The following is a 20,196-nucleotide window of genomic DNA, read 5'->3' as shown; positions in this document are numbered from 1 at the left end:
GACTCACTCGTGATCCACAGCCCTTGGGACGTGATCGAATGGCCTGTTGATCACGTCTCGAAGGCTGTGGATCACGCTTGTGGATGTGGATCAAGAGCAAGTGCGCCAGCGGGCGGCCCACATGCCGGCAAACAGCAGGCCGCCCTCGCGAACGCGCTAGCTCAGCGTGATGCGGTCGAGGTTCGGGCCGCCGTTGGCTGTGCTCGCGGTTAGCCGGATCGTGTGCGTGCCGGCCGCCAGAGACACCGGAACCGTCACCTCGGTCCACGTTGTCCACGCACCGGTCCCGGCGAAGTTCACCGAAGTTGGAGCAGCCCCGTCGACGGACAGATCCATCGGGCGTGCGGTCGCCGTCCCGTTAGCGAAACGTATCTTCAGCGAAGTCGCCGGTCCCGTAACACTGAACTGAACATAAGACCCAACAACGTTGTCGCCGTTGACAAATCCCGTGCCGGTGAACCCGGCATGGTTCGACTCCACGACACCTTGCCCGATGACGGCGTTCTCAGCCTGATACTCCGTTGGTGCGGGGCCGCCGCCTGCCGTCGTCACGTCAAGGTAGTCCGTGTTCGCGACACCGCCAGCCGTCGTAGAGGTCAGGCGGACCGTGTTCACGCCAGCGTTGAGGTTCACGTTGACGGTCTGCGTTTTCCACAGCGACCAGGCGCCCGTTGCCGGGAAGGCAAGCGTGCCATTGGATCCACCGTTCACGGACAGGGTCGAGGGGCGGTCCGCTGTGGTGCCGTTGGCGTAGTCGAACGTGAGGGTCGCCGGTCCGGCCTGCGCAGCGTTCACCGTGAACTGGACGTAGCTGCCAACAGCGTTGGCAGTGTTGAGGAAACCGGTGCCGGAGTAGCCGGACCAGTTCGTGTCCACCGTGGACCCCGCTGACGTCGTCGCCGCCTCCGACTCGTGCCGAACGGACGTCCCCGCCCGCGAAACGCGATACATCACCGTGCCGTGACCTGGAACCGAGGCACTGATGTTCCCCGAGGTCGTCGAAACTGCCTTAGACCACAGATCCTTCAGCGTGTACGACGATGAGCCGCCCAGCCCAATAGCCGACGTCGAAGTGCCCATCGTCGCTGTTGACGTCGTTTCGTTTGACAGCGCCACCGCACGATCGCCATTGGCCAGTGTCTTGGCGTAAACGACCAGCCCGGCGTTGCTCGAGATGACCGTTCCCTGACGTCCCAGCGGATCCTGATCGACCGCGATGACGTCGGTGTTCTTCAGGATCGTGAACGTATCAGCGTTCACTGAACGCAGGTCAGAGCCGATCAGCAAGGGCGCGGCCATAATGGCCCACAGGCTAAAGTGCGTGCGGTACTCAGTCGCGGTCATCCCGCCGTTGCCAACTTCCAGCATGTCCGGGTCATTCCAGTGTCCCGGCCCGGCATACTGCGCTAGCACCCGGTTGGCCTGGGCCTTGCCAATCATGCTGGTCCAGTTGTCACTGATGTCGCCCGTGGTGCGCCAAAGGTTGCCGTATTCCTTGCCCCACTCCCAAACGCGGGGCGGTCCGGTGCGCCCCCATTCGCAAATGGAGTAGACGATCGGCCGTCCCGTCGCGGCTAGGGCGTCACGCATCGCCCCGTAGCGCTGCCGCGCGTCGACCCCTTGGTTGTTGCAGTTGTCGTATTTCAAGTAGTCGATTCCCCACGACGCGAACAGGTTGGCGTCCTTGACCTCGTTGCCGAGTCCGCCGGAGAAGCCAATCGTGTTGCAGGTTTTCGTGCCCGCACTGGTGTAGATGCCGAGCTTGAGCCCACGAGCGTGGGCGTAGTCCGCTAGATATTTGATGCCGCGCGGGAAGCGAGTCAGGTCTGGCTTCAGGTTGCCCTGCGCGTCCCGCGAATTCGGCGCGGGCACGGCCCAGCAGTCGTCGAGGTTGACATATTGGTATCCAACGTCGCGCAGTCCCTGGTTGACGAAAATATCAATGACACCAAGGATCATTGCCTCGTTGAAGTCGGCGTCACAGTGCGTGGCGTTCCAGTTGTTGAACCCCATGGGCGGGGTTCGTGCGAGCCCGTTATCGAGCGCGACGGCGGGCGCCGCAGGCGTCGCCACGGTGATGGCCACGACGGCCGTCGCCGTCATGGCGGCAGACGCGATGGCGGAAAAGAACTTGCTCATTGTTCTCCTCATGGCGTGATCGTGATGCGGTCGAGGTTTGGTCCCCCGTTGACTGTCGTGCTCGTCAGCCGAACGGACTGTGCGCCCGCGCCTAGTGACAGCGGAACGCTGACCGTGTTCCAGGTTGTCCAGGCACCGGTCCCCGGAAAATTCACGGTCGTGCCGTTGACCGTCATCGGACGGTTAGTTGTCGTGCCGTTGGCATAGCGGATCGTCACCTGACTGCACGGTCCCGTGATCGCGAAGTCCACGTAGGACCCCACTACGTTGTCGAGATTCACGAACCCTGTGCCGGTGAACCCGGCATGATTGGACTCCACGACCCCTTGGCTGATCGTCGCGCTTTCCGCCTGATAGCCGGTATTGCTGCCGGGCGTGAGTTGCACTTCGAGGTGATCGAGGTTCGGTCCGCCAGCGGAACTCGCTGATGTGGCACGAATCAAGTTGGTTCCCGCGGCGAGCGAAATGCCGCTTAGGGTTCGCGTGTCCCAGTCGTTCCACGCCGGAGTCGGAAGGAACGCCAGATCGTTGGCGACGACCGTCCCGTTGACGGTGATGTCCATGGGACGGTCCGCCGTCGTGCCGTTCGCGTATCTGAACGTCAGCGTCGCTGTCCCGGCCGCGGTCGCCGGAACCGGCCACTGAACATAAGAACCCACGATATTGTCGAGATTCACGAACCCCGTGCCGGTGTACCCAGTGTGATTGGACTCCACGACCCCTTGGCTGATCGCCGCGCTTTCCGCCTCGTAACGCGTCTTGCCAGGCGGTTGCGTATCGCTCCACTCATAGGCATGGTGGTTTCGCGTCAGCATGTAGCAGTCCTGCAGCGAGCCCGAAGTGTCCCCCAGCGACCTGTAGATTCCCCACTTGGGGCGCACACGATCGTCGAGCCAGATGTCCACATTGGACCGGCTGACATCAATCACGGTCGTGGCACCGTCGCGCAGCACCCACCGGACCGACCCAGTATTGCCCACAGTCATGTCCAGCTCGACATCAATCCACTTGTTCTGCAGTGGTACTAGGTCAGCCGTCCCGACGGTGACCCCACCCGCGACGAGCTCAATCTTCTGCACGCCTGAGTGACGGCGCAGCGACATCACAATCATGGGCAGCGTTCCAGTACCGGGCATCTTGGTCTGCATGATGTGCGTGAAACTAGTCGTCGCCTTGAGCGATGCAGGAATGTACATCTGGTGCGTCAGCAGCCACCGCTCACCGTTGTTGATGATGACGTTGCCGCCGTTGGCCGACATGCCTCTGACCTCTTGGCGCTGACGGTCCGTCATCGTGTCGCGGTCGACCATGTGCATGTTGAACCGGTAGGTATCGCCCACGACGAAGATGTGCGGCTGGCCGGCCGGATGCGAGTCCGCCCGGTCGTCTTCGACACCCTCAAACGCACCGAGCCCATGCACCGACGGCACGGGCGACCAGCGCAACTGCCAAGCCGCCGCAACAGCCTGTCCCCCAACGCCTTCCGCCACGCCTTCGACGCCCGTCGCCATTTCACTTCCCGCCGACGCACCGCCAGCACCTGCCGCCCCGTTTGCCCACGAGCTCCCCGCCGACGCGACCCCGTTGCCCGCAAGCGCCCCCGCAACCAACGCTCCGCCCGCCGTCAATACTGCCCGTCGTCTCACGCCTTAGCTCCTCTCAGACGGCCTGGCAAGACCGGCACCCATTCCGGCGCGATCGCAAGTTCCGGCGTTGCCAGCACAGTTCGTCCGTTCACGACTCGACTCCTATCCGGCGGCCTGCGCGCACCGGCGTTTCGTCCGTTACTTTCATGACGTAGCTCCTCTCCGTGAGGTGCGCGCTCACGGCGTACCCTCAAATGGTTATCTTGTCGAGGTTGGGACCACCGTTGATGGTGGTCGATACCAGGCGAACGGTGTGGGTGCCCGAACCGATAGCTGCCGCAAGGGATTTCGTCGCCCACGTGGACCACGCGCCGGTGCCGTTGAAGGAAACCGCTGCGGCGACCACGGAACCGTCGACTAGCACGTCCATGGGCCGGTTCGTGGTAGTGCCGTTGGCGTAGCGGACTACCAGCGACGACGCCGGGCCAGCGACGCTGAACTCGACCGACGAGCCGATGACGTTGTCGAGATTCACGAAACCCGTTCCGGTGAAGCCCGCGTGATTCGACTCGACGACGCCTTGGCTGATCGCAGCGCTCTCCGCCTGATAGTCAACCGGGGCAGGACCAGACGGCCCGGCGAAGTCAAGGCAGTCAAGGTTTGGCCCGCCGCTGGCAGTCGTCGAGGTCAGCCGGATGAGATTCGTGCCCGCTACCACAGGCAGCGTTAGTGAAGCGTTGCCCCACGTCGTCCACGCTCCCGTGCCCGGAAAGTTAAGCGTGGTCCCGTTAACCGACATCGGCCGGTTGGCGGTTGTCCCGTTGGCATATCTGATCGTGACGGTGGCGGTCCCCGCAGCCGTTGCGGTGACGGAGAATTCAACGTACGAGCCGGCTACGTTGTCGAGATTCACGAACCCGGTTCCGGTGTAGCCCGCGTGATTCGACTCGACGACGCCCTGACTGATGACAGCGCTCTCCGCCTGGTATCTCACGCCAGCCGGTGGCGGATCGCCATACAGCACACCGTTGATGCGTACGTTTGACATCACAACGTCGGTCGCGTTGGACACCTGTGGCGCGGGTGTGTCAATCGCGGTGAACGTGCTGTTCGTCATGTGGAAATGATTGAGTTTGCTGGCCGATATTCCGCTGATCCTTAGCGCATAGGGCGCGTCGTTCACGGTCAGGTTGTCGATGTGGATGTCGCGGAAAATGGGGTACACGATCGGCCCAAAGCCCGGCCCGGTGAGGCTGTAGTTCATGTCGATATGCACGACGCCCCGGTCGGACGGTCCGCCAGAGATGTTGCGCACGTTGATGTTCTCGACGGTTCCACCGCGGCGCTGATTCGTCTTGAGATACACCACGTGGAAGTTGTTGTAGGACGATCCGGCCTGGATCTGGCAGTCCTGTGCGAACACATTGCGCACCCCGCCGGACATCTCGCTGCCGACCGTTATCGCACCCCAGCGCCCCTGGAACACACAGCTATCAATGACAATGTTCTGCGACGGCACCCCCACGCGCCTGCCGTCGGTATCGCGCCCGGACTTGATGGCGATGCCGTCATCGCCGGTGTCAAAGCGGCAGCCCGTGATGTGAACGTCGGTGCACGACTCGGGATCAACTCCATCCACCATCGCCCCGCGCGTGAAAACCTTGATGCCGCTCACCTTCACGTTGGTGCACAGCACCGGATGCACAGCCCACATCGCCGAGTTCCGGATGTCGAGATCTGCGATGAGCACGTTGGTGCAGCGGTAGAGCTGGATCATATTCGGCTTCAGAAAATGACCGTCGCCAAACTGCCTTTGATTGATGGGTACTCCGTCGACCGCCATCTGCTGCAAGGCATCCCAGTCGGGTCCACGCTGACTGTCGAACCCGAACCACGGTCCGGCGGCCGCGTTGCCATCGATCGTCCCCGCGCCGGTGAGGGCGATGTTCGTCTTGTCGATGGCGTAGATGAACGGCGACCAGTTGTAACATTCGATGCCTTGCCAGCGCGTGAAAACCGTTGGCAGATAAGACCCCGTGTCGGTCCGAAACCGGATCGTCGCGCCCGCTTCGACGTGAAGGTTCACATTGGACAGCAGATGTATCTTCCCTGTGCGGTAGACGCCCGAAGCGGGCACTAAGACACGTCCACCGCCAGCGGCGTTGCACGCCTGGATAGCGTTCCTAAAGGCGTTGGTGCAGTCGGTCGTATTGTTCCCAACCGCGCCGTAGTCCACGATGCTGAACGTGTTGTCCGGGAACACAGGCGGCACAACCCTGGCCAGAATGCCAGACACCTGATCCCACGGCGCCGGGCTCGCCAGCGCGGGAGTCCCCGCGATCGTCACCCCGCTCGCCGCGACGCCTACGGCTCCCGCGGCTCCCAGCACAGTCCGTCTCTTCACACGTGTCTCCTCTTCATTCCCATCTCTGTCCGCCGGATGGTTCCGGTCGCTCCTTCGGCCCCTAAGGAAGATCGGCATCCCGAGGGACGTGATCAAAAGGCCTGTGGATCACGTCCCTCGGGCTGTGGATCTCGCATTCGGATGTGGATCACGATGAAGTGCGGCACCGTCCAAGAAGGACGGCGTGCTGCGAAGGCCCGGCCCGCCTCCCGAAAGCGGACCGCCGGAGTCGATGCGTCGTTGGCGCGTTGACCTTGAGACGTGATCCACAGAAGGATGAGGGTGGCCAAACTGCCTGTGGATCACCCCCCCCAAGCTCGAAGTCGGCAACGTGGGCCGGTAGAAGGGCGCGCCCGGCGCGGCCCGCCGGCCCTGAGGCGCGCAAGCCACACCGGCGAGCGCACGGTTAGGTGACGGACAAGCGGTCAAGGTTGGGGCCGCCGTTGGCGGTTGTCGATGTCAGCCGGATGAGATGCGTCCCGGCTGGCAGCGACAGTGGCACGGTGACGGTGTTCCAAGCGGTCCAGGCCCCCGTGCCGGGGAAGTCCACGGCCACACCGTTTACAGACATCGGGCGGTTGGCCGTCGTCCCGTTGGCGTAACGGATCGCGACCGAGGTGACCGGCCCGGTGACGGAACACTCCACGTAGGACCCCACGACGTTGTCGCCGTTCACGAAACCTGTGCCCGTGAAACCGGCATGGTTCGATTCGACGACACCCTGGGAGATGACACAACTCTCGGCTTGATACTCCACCGGAACCGGGCCACTGACGAGAACGTCAACGTAATCCAGGTTCGCTGGCCCGACAGCGAGCGTGCCCGCCACACGAATAGTGTTGGCACCAGCCGAAAGCGTCACCGGCACGGAAGCGGTGTTCCAACTCGCCCAAGCTCCAGTAGGCGCAAAGGAAGGCGTAGCAACAACAGTCCCGTTCACGGAAACCGAGGCAGGACGGTCAGACGTCGTCCCGTTCGCGTAACCGAACTTCAGCGTATGCGGCCCGGCCGCGGCAGCGTTTACGGTCCACGTGGCGGATCCGCCGACGGCGTTGACAGCGTTACAGAATCCAGTGTCCGAGAAACCAGCATGGTTGGAGTCGATGGTTCCATCGCACACCGCTGGAGAAGTCTCGGCCTCAAAGCGCCCCGGTGGCGGCTCAACTGGACCGCACGATGACGTGGAGGAGGTCGACGTGATGCGTGGGGTGCCACTGTTCTGCACGCAATAGGGATTGATGGACTGGAAGACGAAGTCAGCTGGGCTGGACGTTCCGCGCTCGAAGGCGAATCCGTCGAACGTCACGGTGCTGCCCGCGTTGGCGACCACGGCTGGCCGGCAGTCGTTGCTGTTGAACTGCACCGAACTGCCGCCCTGGAACTTGATGTCGTGCGCGTTGTGGATGTACCAGCCATACGCCGGACGGGTCCCGATCGAGACCGGGTTGTAGTTGTTCGGGTCGTTGGACGGGACGCCGGTTCCCATGCAGCCGTTGCCACCCGGCACGGTCAGGTCGACGTTGGTAAACGTCACGTTGCGAATCCGGTTGTTAGTCCCGTTCTCGCCCCAGAGCGTCGCCGTAAAATTAGACGACGACTGTCCCGATGACGTGATGTTCTCGTAGGTGATGTTTTCGATCCGGCCGATGCCCGGGTTGTCCCCGCAGCGCCTGCGGGTGCCGACCTTCTGGTAGATCGCGCCACGCACATTCGTCATCGTGATGTCTTTGTAGTGGACGTCCGAAATGATGGTGCCGTCCATGGACACCAGGCCGAGCCCGGATTTGTTGGACCCGTTGATGGTAATGCGCTGGAAGTCGTACCCGGTGAAATTGCCACAGGTCTCGGACCCGAACATCAAGGCGTTGCAGCACACCGCGGACAGATAGGTGTCATAGACGCGCACGTTGCCGTTGGTGAACCGCTGGCCCAAAGCCCAGTCCGATTTGAAGGCGAGAGCGTCATCGTCGGCCTCGATGCGGGCGTTGGTGATGGTGACGTTGGTGGCGTTGATGACGTTCCAGCCGTCACGGTCCGTTTCGGTGTCGATGAAGAGGTTGTTTGACGTGATGTTGTTGCAAGCGTTGGTAATCATCGCGAAGTGCCCACCGCGCCGCAGCGTGATCCCGTCAACGCGGAGACCGTTGCAGCGCGTCAGCGAGATGATTTTGTCGGCTTCCCCGGAAGCGGGGTTGCCCGTGATGAGGTGACCGCCGCCATCGATGACGCCCGAACCCTGGAACGCGATGTTGGTCAGGTTGTTACCCCAGATCATCGCGTTGTGGAAGTGGCTGTGGCCGTAGTCCTGGTACTCATCGTTGGGGTTGGGTTCCGGCGGGTCATAGTCGTCGTTGGGTGAGCCCAGAATCGTCGACCCCGCATCGAGCTGCACAACGATGTTGCTGCGCATGTGAATCGAGTTAGCTGAACGGTAGGTCCCAGAAGGGAACTGCACGATATTCGTCCCGCCCGCCGCCGCTGCCGCGTCGATCGCGCGCTGGATGGCGGGAGTGTCGTTCGTGGATCCGTTTCCGGTCGCGCCGTAGTCACGCACGTTGAAGGTCGCGGCGTGGGCTGGGGTTTCCAGTGTTAACCCGGCCAGCAACCCGACTACGGCCATGACAAAGACACGCCTGTATGTACGCATGCTCATTCCTCCGTCTGCGAACCCCAGGGCGCGATCCGGGGAGAGGTGGCCGGCCGGCGGTTACGTGACCAGCTCGTGGCCGCCGGCCGGGGTCTGGCTAAGTTAGGGAGAGCCGGTCGAGGTTAGGCCCGCCGTTAGCGGTCGTTGAGGTGAGCCGAATCGTTTGTGGCCCTGCGCCCAGCGACACTGGCACGTTCACCGTGTTCCAAGCCGTCCAGGCCCCGGTGCCGGGAAAGTCGACCGTGTCACCGTTGACCGTCATCGGCCGGCTCGTGGTGGTCCCGTTGGCATAACGGATCGCCACCGAGGTAGCCGGTCCAGTGACCACACACTCCACATAGGATCCGATGACGTTGTCACCGTTGACGAATCCGGTTCCCGTGAAGCCAGCGTGGTTCGACTCCACCACTCCCTGCGAGACGGTGCACGTCTCCGCCTGTACCTCAACCGGTCCCGGGCCGTCGCTAGCGACCGTCACGTAATCCAGGTTCGCCGCCCCGCCAGCGGTGGTGCCCGCGACCCGGATCGTATTGACGCCAGCAGAAAGCGAAGTCGTGACCGTCGTCGTGGTCCAGGTGGTCCAGGCACCTGTCGGCGCGAACGCCGGCGTCGCGACGACAGTCCCGTTGACAGCGACGGTGGAGGTGCGGTCGGTCGTTGTCCCGTTAGCGAAGCCGAACGTCAAGGAATACGTTCCGGCCGACGGCACGTCAACTTTCCACTCGCCGTATGCTCCAACGGCATTAGCTGTATTGCAGAAACCCGTGCCCGAGTAACCGGCCTGGTTGGAGTCGATCGTTCCATTGCAGACGGCAGGCGGGTCCTCGGCTTCCAGCTTGCCCGGCCCGGGAACCGGCACCGTGCCACCGGCCGCGTAGGCCGATCCGATCCAAGCCTCATCGACACGCAACCGCGCGATGCCATGACTACTGGTCTTTTCCAGCCGCACATGCCGGGCTGTCGTCAGCGGGACGTCGATAATCTGGACGCCCCTGTGGTTGGGCAGGTTTCCCGTCTTAATCGTCGTCCACGAACTGCCGTCATTGGAGACCGCTACTGAGTAGGCGTTGATACGTGCCGAGTTCGCGGCGGGGTAGATGGTGGAGTCTTCGCGCTGGTTGATCCCGACATACTGGATCGGCTTCGCACTGCCCAGATCGAAGCGCAGGTTCACCGTACCCGCGTTGTTGTTGTCCCAGTAGGTGAGGTAATTGCCGTCGGCGGCCGCTGAGGCCGGGCGGCCGGTGGCCGAAGATGACGCGCTCATGGTGTAGGTCGACGGTGCGATGATACCTTCGCGTCCCCCGCTAACCACTTTGAATACGGTGTCGTACTGATCCCACGAAGAGATCCCGTTGAGCGTCAGCCAACCACCACTTTGCGTGTACGCCACGTTCGCGCCCGTGCGCAGATTAGTCACGGCGGCAATCTTGTACCCGTTGTCCCGCAAGCGAAGCGTGCTCCCGGACGGACGGTTGATCACGTGCACGTAGTGCAGGTTAGGATTCGTCTTGCTGATGGTTGTCACGCCGTGGGCACCGTCGTTCCAGAACCCAGGATCGAGCCCGCCATACATATAGCCGCCGCCCTCAGTGCCGTTTAAGGATTCCCAGATGGCGCTGAGATAGGTGTTGGCGAAGTTGTTGAAGCTCTCCTGAGCGGGCGGCATGCGCCCCGCCTTCATCGGCGTCTCAGCCATCAGTGCTTTCACCGACGAGCCCGCGTTAGTGATGAGCCGGCCTAACGTGAGCTTATAGTCCACCGAGTTGTCGGTTCCGGTGTACCACCACGATCCGCTCGTGGGCAGCTTGAAGTCGGCCTCGATCAGCCGCGGTGCCGCCGTGTAGACCGCTTGCGGATAGTCATAGCTCGGTGTCATGCCGGTCTTCTGCTCGTTGCTGATCATGTCCATCTCAGGCGTGTCTTCATTGTTGTTGGACAGCGTGTAGTTGGGCCTGATCTGGTGGATCTGTTCGTAGAGGTCGCGGTCTTCCCAGTACGAGTTGTCGTTGTCGATCCAGAAGCCGCCGAGGTCTGGATAGCGGTTCATGACCTCGAAGAAGTTGTCGTAGCTGAACTCGCCGAAGCCCGGCCGTGTGTGCAGGTCGACGGAGAGTCCTTTGTAGGCGGAGTAGGCCGATGAATTCATCCAGCTCTGCCCGGCACCCAGACCTTCGTTCCACCATTGCGGGTCGTCGGTCATGTAAAGGATCGTCTTCATAGGAGGGTTGGCGGCGTTGGTCGCGTCAATGAGCTCTCGCACGAAGTCACGCGACGTGCGGCACGTGCCAGGGATGGCCGACGGCCACGGGCGGGCGTAGCCCAGGCGCGAGTGGAACGTGGCCAAAACGATGTACTGCGTGTGTAGCTTCTGTGCTTCCTGCACCCAGTACTGCGCGTTCCAGCCTCCGCCGGTGACCGCCGATTCCCATGCGCTGCAACTGGTGTGCGAAGGTGCGGTCCGCATCCCCCAGTGCAGGAAGAGTCCTCCGACGGATCCGCGCAGGAACTGCTGCCGCGGGTGTTGCAAGTCGGCTTGGGCTGGCACTGCTGTCAGCACTGAACATGTCAGCAGCACAGCAAGGAAGGCGCCAACCCGTGAGCGGAGATTCATGAAGTCCTACTTCCAACAAGAGATCGGATCTATCATGTTTCTGTTAAGTTTCCTGAGACTACATACGGGACATAGATCAATGGAAGACCCAAGATTGATCCGATCTATGTGTTGACCCATCGACAGGTGTTGGCGTACCTTCACGTGAACTGCTGCCGACTGGGCGGCAAGAATCCACATATGTGACAGGAGCTTCGCGATGATGAGTCGCAGGTGGACCGTCGCGGTCACCATTGCCCTGGCTGTTGTGGTCACAGGGTGCTCCAAAACCACCCCGCCACCGACCAATCAGGACCCAGGCGCGCCTATAGAGATCTGGATCAGGCAGGCTCCTGAATCCGACTCACACAAGACCCTGATCAAAATGGCGAACGCCTTCACCGCTAAAACCGGCATCCAGACCAAGGTAACCGCCATCTTCGATGGTTTCGAGACGAAGCTTCAGCAGCAGGGCGCGCAGCACGCGCTGCCTGATGTCGTCATCAACGACACCGCTCAGCTGGGCAACATGCAGCTGCAGGGCTGGCTGCGCGAGATCAAGAAAAGCGATGTCCCCGGCAGCGAAAAAATCACCGATCGCGCGTGGGCGGCCGCACAAGCCTCCGACGGCAAGTTCTACGCCATGCCTTTCTCCGCCCAGTCTTTCCTTCTGCTCGTCAGGGCTGACTGGCGCAAGAAGCTGAACCTGCCCGAGCCGAAGAGCTGGGAAGAACTCGCCAGCATGGCCAAGGCCTTCACTGACAACGATCCTGACGGCAACGGCAAGAAGGACACCTACGGTTTCGTCATCCCGGGCGGCACCGAACGCGGCTACATGTCTTGGTACGCCTCGTCGTTCATCTGGGGCAACGGCGGTGACTTCGTCGCCAAGTCCGGCGAGGGCAAGTGGCAGCCAGCGATCAACAACACGAAATCGGTTGAGGCAGTCAGCTGGCTCAAAGACCAGTTCTGTGCACAGAAGACGGTCAACCCTGGAGCGGTCAATAACAATACGACCGTCACGCACGAAGTCTTCGAGAAGGGCCAGGGCGGCATTTACCTTGTCGGGCCTTATGTTCTCGCCCGCTTCGTCAAGAGCATGGGCACGGACAAAATCGAAGCTATAGCGCTGCCCAAAGGCCCTTCCGCGTCAGGGCCAGGCACCCTCGCCGAAGGCGAAAACGTCTACTTGATGGACGGTTCGAAAAACCAGGCGGGTCAGCTGAAGTTCGCCGAGTTCGCCGCCAGTGTCGAGGGCCAGTCCATCGGCATGAACAAAGACGACCCGGGCGCGATCGTTCGCCTGCCGGTCAACAAGGACGTCGACATGAGCAAAGTGCGCGCGGACGCGCGCTGGAAGGTGTTCCAGGACTTCTACAACACGGCCGGGGTCTACACCCCGAGCGTGCCCAACTGGGCTCCCTTCCGACAGACGACCGCGGATGCCATCAACGCTGTGATGGCCAACTGCGGATCAGATGTCAGGCAGTCAATGGACAAGCTCGCCGATCAGCTAGGCGCGGAGCTGAAAAAGCAGAACGTCCTGGCTTCCTGATGCAAGAAGGTGCGGTCGAGGAGCCGGGACGGAACCTCGGCCGCACTTAACTATGAAAGGACAAGAGCATGCCGCGCCGCCGGTTCAGCGCTGTGCCTTGGTTTTTCCTCGCGCCAGCGCTGATACTCCTGCTCTACTTCAAGTTCATCCCGATGGCCCAGGGCCTCAAGATGAGTTTCTACAAGGTCCGCTACAGCGGTGACGTCTGGGTGGGCTGGGAAAACTACGCCACTGTCCTAACGAGCGAAGCGTTCACGAGCGCGATCTGGCACACGGTCATCCTCGCGGCCGGCATCACCGCCGGGTCTATCGTGATTGGACTCGTGCTCGCGCTGCTAGTGGAGGGCCAGGCCCGGCATCTGTGGTTCATCCGGACCGCCGCTTTCCTGCCAGTCGTCACGACCGTCGCCGTCGTGGCGGAGGTCTGGCGCATCATGTATTACCCGGCCGAAGACGGCCCACTCAACTCCATCTTTGGCTGGTTTGGCATTGGCCCACAGCCCTTCCTCGCCAACGAAAACAGCTCCCTGATGTCCGTGATGGCGATGGGAATCTGGAAGGGCGCACCCTACGACATGATGATCTTCCTCGCTGGGCTCGCGGGCGTGGATCGCAATCTCTATGAGCAAGCGGCGGTCGACGGTGCCAACGTCTGGAAACGGTTCACCCAGATCACGATGCCGGCGCTGAGGCCGGTCTTTTTCATCATCTTCATCCTCGCCGCGATCCGCGGGTTGCGCATCTTCACCGAGGTCTTCCTCGCCACCAACGGTGCGCCCAACGGGTCGACCGAGGTGCTGATGACGCTCATCTACAAACTTGGCTTCCAGCAAGGGGAACTCGGCGTCGCCGCGGCCGGCTCGATTGTCTTGTTCGCCGCCACCGTCGTGCTGACTGTCGGAGTGCAGTTGCTGCGCCGCAAGGAGCGTGACACATGAGCGCCCAGCGTTTCGACACCGTCCTCGGCCTTCAGCAACGGCGCAGTCCCCTCGCGGTGATCATCAAGATCGCTGTCTACACCTTGATGGTGCTCGTCTTCGCCGGCCCACTCATCGGTCTGCTCATCGGCGCGTTCAGTCATGTCGTTGATCCCACGAAATTCTCCCTCGTTCCCGAAGGCGGCTTTACCTTCGCCAACTTCGGCCGGGCTGGGGAGCGGCGGATCTGGAACTACCTGTTCAATTCCTTTGTCGTCGTGGGATTTGGGCTCGCCCTACAGATGCTCGTAAGTGTGTTCGCGGCGTATTCGCTGGCGCGTAAGCGCATGCGGGGCGCGAGCATTCTCATGTTGCTGATTTTGGCCACCATGATGCTGCCGGAGGAAGTCATCGCCGTGCCGTTGTCGGTGGTGCTCGCGGACGTTCCGCCGTTTGGCATCGTCGACCCCGGGATGCGTGTCAATCTCACCAATAGTTACCTCGGCATGATTCTGCCTGTCGGCGCCTGGGGCTTTTCGATTCTCGTCATGACCGAGTTCATGAAGGAGGTGCCGATCGAGCTGGAGGAGGCCGCGAAGATCGACGGGGCTGGTGATCTGCGCACCTTCTTCTTCGTCATCTTGCCGTTGTGCCGGCCCGCGCTCGGTGTCATCGGTGTCTTCGGGTTCACCATGATCTGGGATCAGTATTTGCTGCCCCTGATCGTCGCCGTCGACTACACACATTGGACATTGCCTCTCGCCTTACGCAGCCTTCGTGGGGATGAGGAAGTGGGAATCGGCGTCCTGCTGGCCGGCACCATCCTGGCCGTCTTGCCGTCGATCCTGGTGTTCCTTGCCTTCCAGCGGCAGTTCGTCCGCGGGCTCACCAGCGGGGCGATCAAAGGATAGGAGGAGCCGTGCTCAGACGAGCCTTAGTCTTAGCACTGATCGTCAGTACCACCCTTATCGCTAGACCAGCCGCCTACGCCACGCCAGTGATCTACGAGGCCGAGGACGCCACGATTTCGCAAGGGGTGGTCGAATCCAATCACGTGGGCTTCACTGGCACCGGATTCGTCAACTACAACAACAGCACGGGCTCCTACGTGGAGTGGGATGTCACTGCCGCGACCGCTGGCCCAGCGACATTGACGTTGCGATATGCCAACGGGACGACGGTGAACCGGCCGGTCGACCTGAACGGGACGCCGGTTGACTTTCCCAGTACGGGAACGTGGACCAACTGGTCGACGGTGCAGGTGACGCTAAATCTCCACGCGGGCAGCAACTTGGTCCGCGCGACGGCGACGACCATCAACGGTGGACCCAACCTGGACCACCTCGCCGTGGACACCGCCACCCCACCAGCCGCACGCTATGAGGCCGAAGACGCCGTGTCTGTCCAATGTGTCTTTGAGGCGCTGCACAGTGGCTTCACCGGAACGGGATATGTCAACTGTGACAACGTCGTCGGCAGCTACCTCGAATTCACTGTCACGGTGGCGGAAGCACTGACGGTTCCGCTCAACTTCCGCTACGCCAACGGAACCACGACGGCCCGTCCAGCTAGCGTTAGTGTCAACGGAACGATCCTCGCGACGCCCAGCTTCCCGGGCACCGGCGCTTGGACGAACTGGAACGTCGTCACCGTAACGGCATCGCTGCAAGCGGGCGCCAACGTCGTGCGGCTCACGGGCACCACAGCCAACGGTCCTGCCAACATCGACAACCTGACTGTTGGCTCCCTGCCGGAACCGCCAAAGCGCGACTGGTCAGACGAGATGATCCGGTCCACGATGCAGCGCTACACCCCGTCGACGATCGGAGGCTGGAGCTATCCCATCGCCTTGTATCTCTACGGCCAGTATCACGTGTATTTGCGTACGGGAGATGCGTCCCGCTTGACCTACATCCGCCAGTGGGCCGACCGTTTCGTGCCGCCCGACGGCAACATCAGCAACAGCTTCAACAATCTCGACAGCATGCTCGGCGGACGTGTGCTGCTGATTCTCTTTAAGGAGACGGGTCAGGCGAAGTACCGCACGGCTGCTAAGGAAATCCACGATCGCCTGCAGACCTATCCCAAGACGAGCGACCCGCGCTACCCTCCGACAGGCGGCTATTGGCACTCCACGAGCGAGAGCCGCGTCGGCCAGCTCTGGGCCGACGGTGTCTTCATGTCCATGCCGTTCCTGGCCGAATGGGGACGTGACGCCGCGACCACGCAGGCCGACCGCGATTGGTCCTACAACACGGCCGCCGATCAGCTCCTCGTCTACGCCGCACATCTGCAGCAGCCCAACGGTTTGATGAAGCACGCCTACGACGAGCCGCGCGACGAGTCGTGGTCTGACAACACAACTGGGCTTTCCCAGGAGTACTGGTGCCGGGCGATCGGCTGGTTCGGCATGGCGACGCACATGATCCTGGACACGATCCCGCCCACGCATCCCAAGCGCGGACAGCTCATCTCCATCGTGCAGAACCTCGTGCGCGGCTTCGAGACGTATCAGGACCCGGGAACTGGCCGCTGGTTCCAAGTAGTGGACAAGGGACACCTGTCTGACAACTGGACCGAGACGTCATGTTCGTCGATGTACACGTACACCATTGACCGGGCCATCGAGAAAGGCTACGTCTCCGCCGCGCAATATCAAGACAATGCGGATAAAGGATTTCAGGGGGTACTCAATAAAGTCCGCCTCGGCACGGACAACCTGACCTATCTGGACACCATTTCCGAAGGCACCAATGTCGGCAACTACGCCTATTACCGCGATCGGCTACAGCGCACCAACGACTTCCACGGTCTAGGCGCGTTCCTCATCATGTTCGAGCAACTACGACGTTGACGTGGCCTGGGGCGCCGCGCGCGAGGCTACAGCGCGCGGCGCAGCCAGTCTTCGACACCGGCGACGTGCACGGCGGCCCAGGAGCGGGCGACCTCGGCTTGCCGTGAGGCGAGGGCTTGGTGGATGGCGCGGTGCTGCTCTTGGGTGCGGTCGGTGGCGCCTTCCTCGGTGAGCCCACGCCAGATCCGTGCGCGCAAAGTCGGTGCTGAAAGGCTGTCGATAAGTGAGGCGAGCACAGGGTTGCCGGACCCGACGGCGATCCGGCGGTGGAACTCCAGGTCGGTCTCGATCATTTGATTGAGGTCTTTGGCGTTCTCCATGGAGACCAGCAGCTCTCCTAATTGGACGATCTCAGCGTCGGTCATGTGCTGGGCGGCCATCGCGGTGGCTGCTGGTTCCAGGATGCGCCGGACCTCAAGCAGGGCAAGCACGCTGTCGTCGCGATGGAAGTCGAGCACGAAACCAACGGTGTCGAGCAGCACCTCGGGCTGCAGGCTGGTGACATAGGTGCCGTCACCTTGGCGGACGTCGAGCACCCGGATCAGAGAGAGGGCTTTCACCGCCTCACGCAAGGAATTGCGGGACAACCCGAGACGTTCGGCGAGGTCAACCTCTTTGGGGAGCCGGTCGCCAGGGCGCAGTTCACCCTTGACGATCATCTCTTTGATCCGCTCGATCGCCTCGTCTGTAAGCGCCATGGGCAAAGGATAGGCGAGGTTGGCTCTGTCATATACATTGGATGTCTGATTCCTTGATTGGAAATCTCTTTTCCTGTTCTCGCGCTATACCAACAGCCATCCTGATTCGCGACTCAGAGACATAGGATGTTCAGCCCATGCCACACATCGTTGGGATTGAGTGTCACGACGTCAGATTCCCTACGTCTTCGGGTTTTCACGGCTCTGACGCCATGCATAAAGATCCGGATTACTCTGCTGCTTACGTCGTCTTGCGCACATCCGCTGAAGACCTTGAGGGACATGGGTTCGCCTTCACCATCGGCCGGGGCAACGAAGTGGTGTGCGCGGCCATCAGGGCATTGGCGCCTTATCTGACCGGAGTGGACCTTGACGAGGTCGCGGCCGACCTCGGCGAGTTTGGCCGGCGCCTCACGCACGATTCACAGTTGCGCTGGCTCGGGCCAGAAAAGGGCGCGATGCACATGGCTTGCGCGGCGATCATCAACGCGATGTGGGACCTGGTTGGGCGCCGGGCCGGAATTCCGGTGTGGCGCTTGCTATCTGACATGTCGCCGGAGCAGATCGCCGATCTCGTCGACTGGCGGTATATAGAGGACGCGCTAAGCCACGCTGAAGCGCTTGACCTGCTTAAGGCGGCCGAGGGCGGGCGCGCCGAGCGCATGGCGCACTTGGCGGACAAGGGCTACCCCGCCTATGCGACTTCCCCAGGCTGGCTCGGCTACGACGACGAAACCGTGATCAGACTGTCGCGGCTGGCGGTCAGCGAAGGGTTCCGGCAAATCAAGCTCAAGGTCGGGGCGAATCTCGAAGACGATCTGCGGCGGTTGCGGGCCGCACGGATGGCGGTCGGCCCCGACGTCCGCATCGCGATCGACGCCAACCAGCGGTGGGGCGTGCAGGAGGCGATCACCTGGACCAAGGCGCTGGCGGGCTACGACCCTTGGTGGATCGAGGAACCGACCAATCCCGACGATGTCCTCGGGCACGCCGTCATCCGCAAAGCCGTCGCCCCGATCAAGGTCGCCACCGGGGAACACGCCGCTAACCGGGTCGTGTTCAAGCAACTGTTGCAGGCTGGCGCGATCGACGTGCTGCAAATCGACGCGTGCCGGGTCGCGGGAGTCACCGAGAACGTCGCGATCCTGTTGCTAGCAGCCAAGTTTGGCGTGCCGGTGTGCCCACACGCGGGCGGGGTTGGTCTGTGTGAACTCGTGCAGCACCTCGCGATGTTCGACTACATCGCCGTGTCCGGCTCGCTTGAGGACCGCACCCTGGAATACGTCGATCACCTGCACGAGCACTTCGCCGATCCGGTATCCATTAGCGATGGGCGATATATTGTTCCCCAGGCACCGGGCTTCTCCGCACAGATGCGCCCAGAGTCACTGGCTGCTTATGCGTTCCCCTCTGGTCCAGCTTGGACAAATTCATCCAATGAATCGGCACGCTGAAGGCCCATATTGGACGGTTACACCCTTGACTCACTCCTGAAACATCCGATCTAATGCTCCAATGAAGACCAGACTGTTTACGGCCGCTCTGGCTCTGGTTTTACTTAGCGCCACTGGATTGGCCGCTTGCACCACCACGGAACCTGACTCAAGTTCAGGGACTAAAGAGATCACGTTCCTCGTCTTCGAGACGCCCAACCTCACCCCGGCATACTGGGATGCCGCGATCAAGCGGGTGACGGACAAGCACCCCGGCATCAAGGTGAACAAGGTGGTCTCGCCTGACCAGGACCGCACCAAATATGCCAAGCAGTTGTTGTCGACTTCTCAGTTCCCCGACGTGATGATCGCTGTGTCGCCGGTCGGCTTCGCTGAGGCGGGCGAGCTTTACGCGTGGACGCCCGAGGAGCTCAAGGACTTCGAGTTCCCCAGCAACGGCGCCGTAAAGGGAAGGGTCTACCAGCTTCCCGCCAACACGCAGACGATCCCGATCGTCTACTACAACAAGAAGCTGTTCGCTGACGCTGGCATCACCTCGGAACCCAAGACCTACGCCGATCTACTCACAGCGGCGGAAAAGCTTAAGGCTAAGGGCATTCAGCCGTTCGTCACCGGTGGCGTGCACGACAACCTGGGCGTGTTCTTCGCTGGCATAGCCGGCACTGATGTCTACAGCGCGAATCCAAAGTGGATAGCCGACCGCCGCGCGGGCAAAGTGAAGTTCTGCGACGCCCCGTTCAAGAAGGCCGCGGGCAAGCTGGCCGATCTCGCCACCAAGGGCTATGTGAACAAGGCCGATGTCTCGCGCGACTATGCCGCGACGCAGCAAGCCTTCCTCGACGGCAAGGGCGCTATCTACCCGATGGGCAACTGGTTCGCTGGCGAACTGGACAGCAAGAAGCCCGCGTTCGAAGTGGGTCAGTTCAACTGGCCGTCTGACGACGGCAAGATGGTGGTCCCCGCCTTCACCGGTGGCGGGCTGCTCGTTAGCGCCAAGGCCAAGAACCTTGAGGCGGCCCGCACCTTCGCCCTCGCTTTCCAGCTCGACAAGACCAACATGGACAACGCGTCCAAAGCAGACGGTCTGTTCATCGCGGTGAAAGGCTACACGCCACCATCTGACGTGGGCGCGCACTACAAGGCTGGCTACGACCTTTACGCCAAGGGCGTGGCCGCCAAGGCGATAGTCGCCTCGATGGGCTTTGAAGCGGGCGACGACGGCATGCTTGCCGGCGTCGGCGCCAAGCTGGATTCGTCTCTTGTAGACCTCGTGTCAGGCCAGAAGAATCCGGATCAGGTGTGCTCGTTCCTAGACAGCGAATGGCAGAAAGCCGCCGGCTGAGGCCAGA

12 protein-coding genes are annotated in these 20,196 nt (G+C 61.9%); 6 read left to right on the top strand and 6 right to left on the bottom strand.

The features are described from left to right. Positions 1-156 precede the first annotated feature (156 nt). The 5 genes from A3E1_RS48675 to A3E1_RS43615 form a co-directional block, all read right to left on the bottom strand. Positions 157-2,139, bottom strand: a complete 1,983-nt coding sequence (locus tag A3E1_RS48675) for a carbohydrate-binding protein (RefSeq protein ID WP_020525369.1) — start codon at positions 2,137-2,139, stop codon at positions 157-159. An 8-nt stretch (positions 2,140-2,147) separates the two neighbouring features. Then, positions 2,148-3,785, bottom strand: a complete 1,638-nt coding sequence (locus tag A3E1_RS48120) for a carbohydrate-binding protein (protein WP_245571532.1) — start codon at positions 3,783-3,785, stop codon at positions 2,148-2,150. A 190-nt stretch (positions 3,786-3,975) separates the two neighbouring features. Continuing rightward, positions 3,976-6,129, bottom strand: a complete 2,154-nt coding sequence (locus A3E1_RS45415; RefSeq protein ID WP_169454494.1) for a glycosyl hydrolase family 28 protein — start codon at positions 6,127-6,129, stop codon at positions 3,976-3,978. A gap of 406 nt (positions 6,130-6,535) precedes the next feature. Continuing rightward, positions 6,536-8,776: a glycosyl hydrolase family 28 protein gene (locus A3E1_RS48670; protein WP_245571531.1), complete on the bottom strand. Its 2,241-nt coding sequence runs from the start codon at positions 8,774-8,776 to the stop codon at positions 6,536-6,538. A gap of 97 nt (positions 8,777-8,873) precedes the next feature. Next, the gene (locus A3E1_RS43615) at positions 8,874-11,390 is read right to left on the bottom strand and encodes a discoidin domain-containing protein (RefSeq protein WP_020525365.1); all 2,517 of its coding nucleotides are present in this window, start codon (positions 11,388-11,390) and stop codon (positions 8,874-8,876) included. Positions 11,391-11,592: 202 nt separating this feature from the next. Here A3E1_RS43615 and A3E1_RS0134350 point away from each other — a divergent pair, with 202 nt between their 5' ends. The 4 genes from A3E1_RS0134350 (at position 11,593) to A3E1_RS0134335 (ending at position 16,695) form a co-directional block, all read left to right on the top strand. After that, the gene (locus tag A3E1_RS0134350) at positions 11,593-12,924 is read left to right on the top strand and encodes a sugar ABC transporter substrate-binding protein (RefSeq protein ID WP_157631926.1); all 1,332 of its coding nucleotides are present in this window, start codon (positions 11,593-11,595) and stop codon (positions 12,922-12,924) included. A gap of 68 nt (positions 12,925-12,992) precedes the next feature. Next, a complete protein-coding gene (locus A3E1_RS0134345; RefSeq protein WP_020525363.1) occupies positions 12,993-13,862 on the top strand; it encodes a carbohydrate ABC transporter permease in 870 nt (289 codons plus the stop codon). Continuing rightward, positions 13,859-14,752: a carbohydrate ABC transporter permease gene (locus A3E1_RS0134340; RefSeq protein WP_020525362.1), complete on the top strand. Its 894-nt coding sequence runs from the start codon at positions 13,859-13,861 to the stop codon at positions 14,750-14,752. Before A3E1_RS0134345 ends, A3E1_RS0134340 begins: the two co-directional genes overlap by 4 nt. An 8-nt stretch (positions 14,753-14,760) precedes the next feature. Then, positions 14,761-16,695, top strand: a complete 1,935-nt coding sequence (locus tag A3E1_RS0134335; RefSeq protein ID WP_020525361.1) for a glycoside hydrolase family 88 protein — start codon at positions 14,761-14,763, stop codon at positions 16,693-16,695. 26 nt (positions 16,696-16,721) lie between these two features. Here A3E1_RS0134335 and A3E1_RS0134330 read toward each other — a convergent pair whose 3' ends face one another. Next, positions 16,722-17,393, bottom strand: a complete 672-nt coding sequence (locus A3E1_RS0134330) for a FadR/GntR family transcriptional regulator (RefSeq protein ID WP_020525360.1) — start codon at positions 17,391-17,393, stop codon at positions 16,722-16,724. Positions 17,394-17,530: 137 nt separating this feature from the next. Here A3E1_RS0134330 and A3E1_RS0134325 point away from each other — a divergent pair, with 137 nt between their 5' ends. Beyond that, positions 17,531-18,847 (top strand): enolase C-terminal domain-like protein, encoded by a 1,317-nt coding sequence (locus tag A3E1_RS0134325; RefSeq protein ID WP_020525359.1) that lies wholly within the window; start codon positions 17,531-17,533, stop codon positions 18,845-18,847. 61 nt (positions 18,848-18,908) lie between these two features. Next, positions 18,909-20,189, top strand: a complete 1,281-nt coding sequence (locus tag A3E1_RS0134320) for an ABC transporter substrate-binding protein (RefSeq protein ID WP_020525358.1) — start codon at positions 18,909-18,911, stop codon at positions 20,187-20,189. Positions 20,190-20,196 lie beyond the last annotated feature (7 nt).

This window comes from Catelliglobosispora koreensis DSM 44566 (genome assembly GCF_000379685.1).
Lineage (GTDB): Bacteria > Actinomycetota > Actinomycetes > Mycobacteriales > Micromonosporaceae > Catelliglobosispora > Catelliglobosispora koreensis.
Note: the sequence above shows the minus strand (reverse complement) of the source record. Positions and strands in the feature narration are given on the sequence as shown.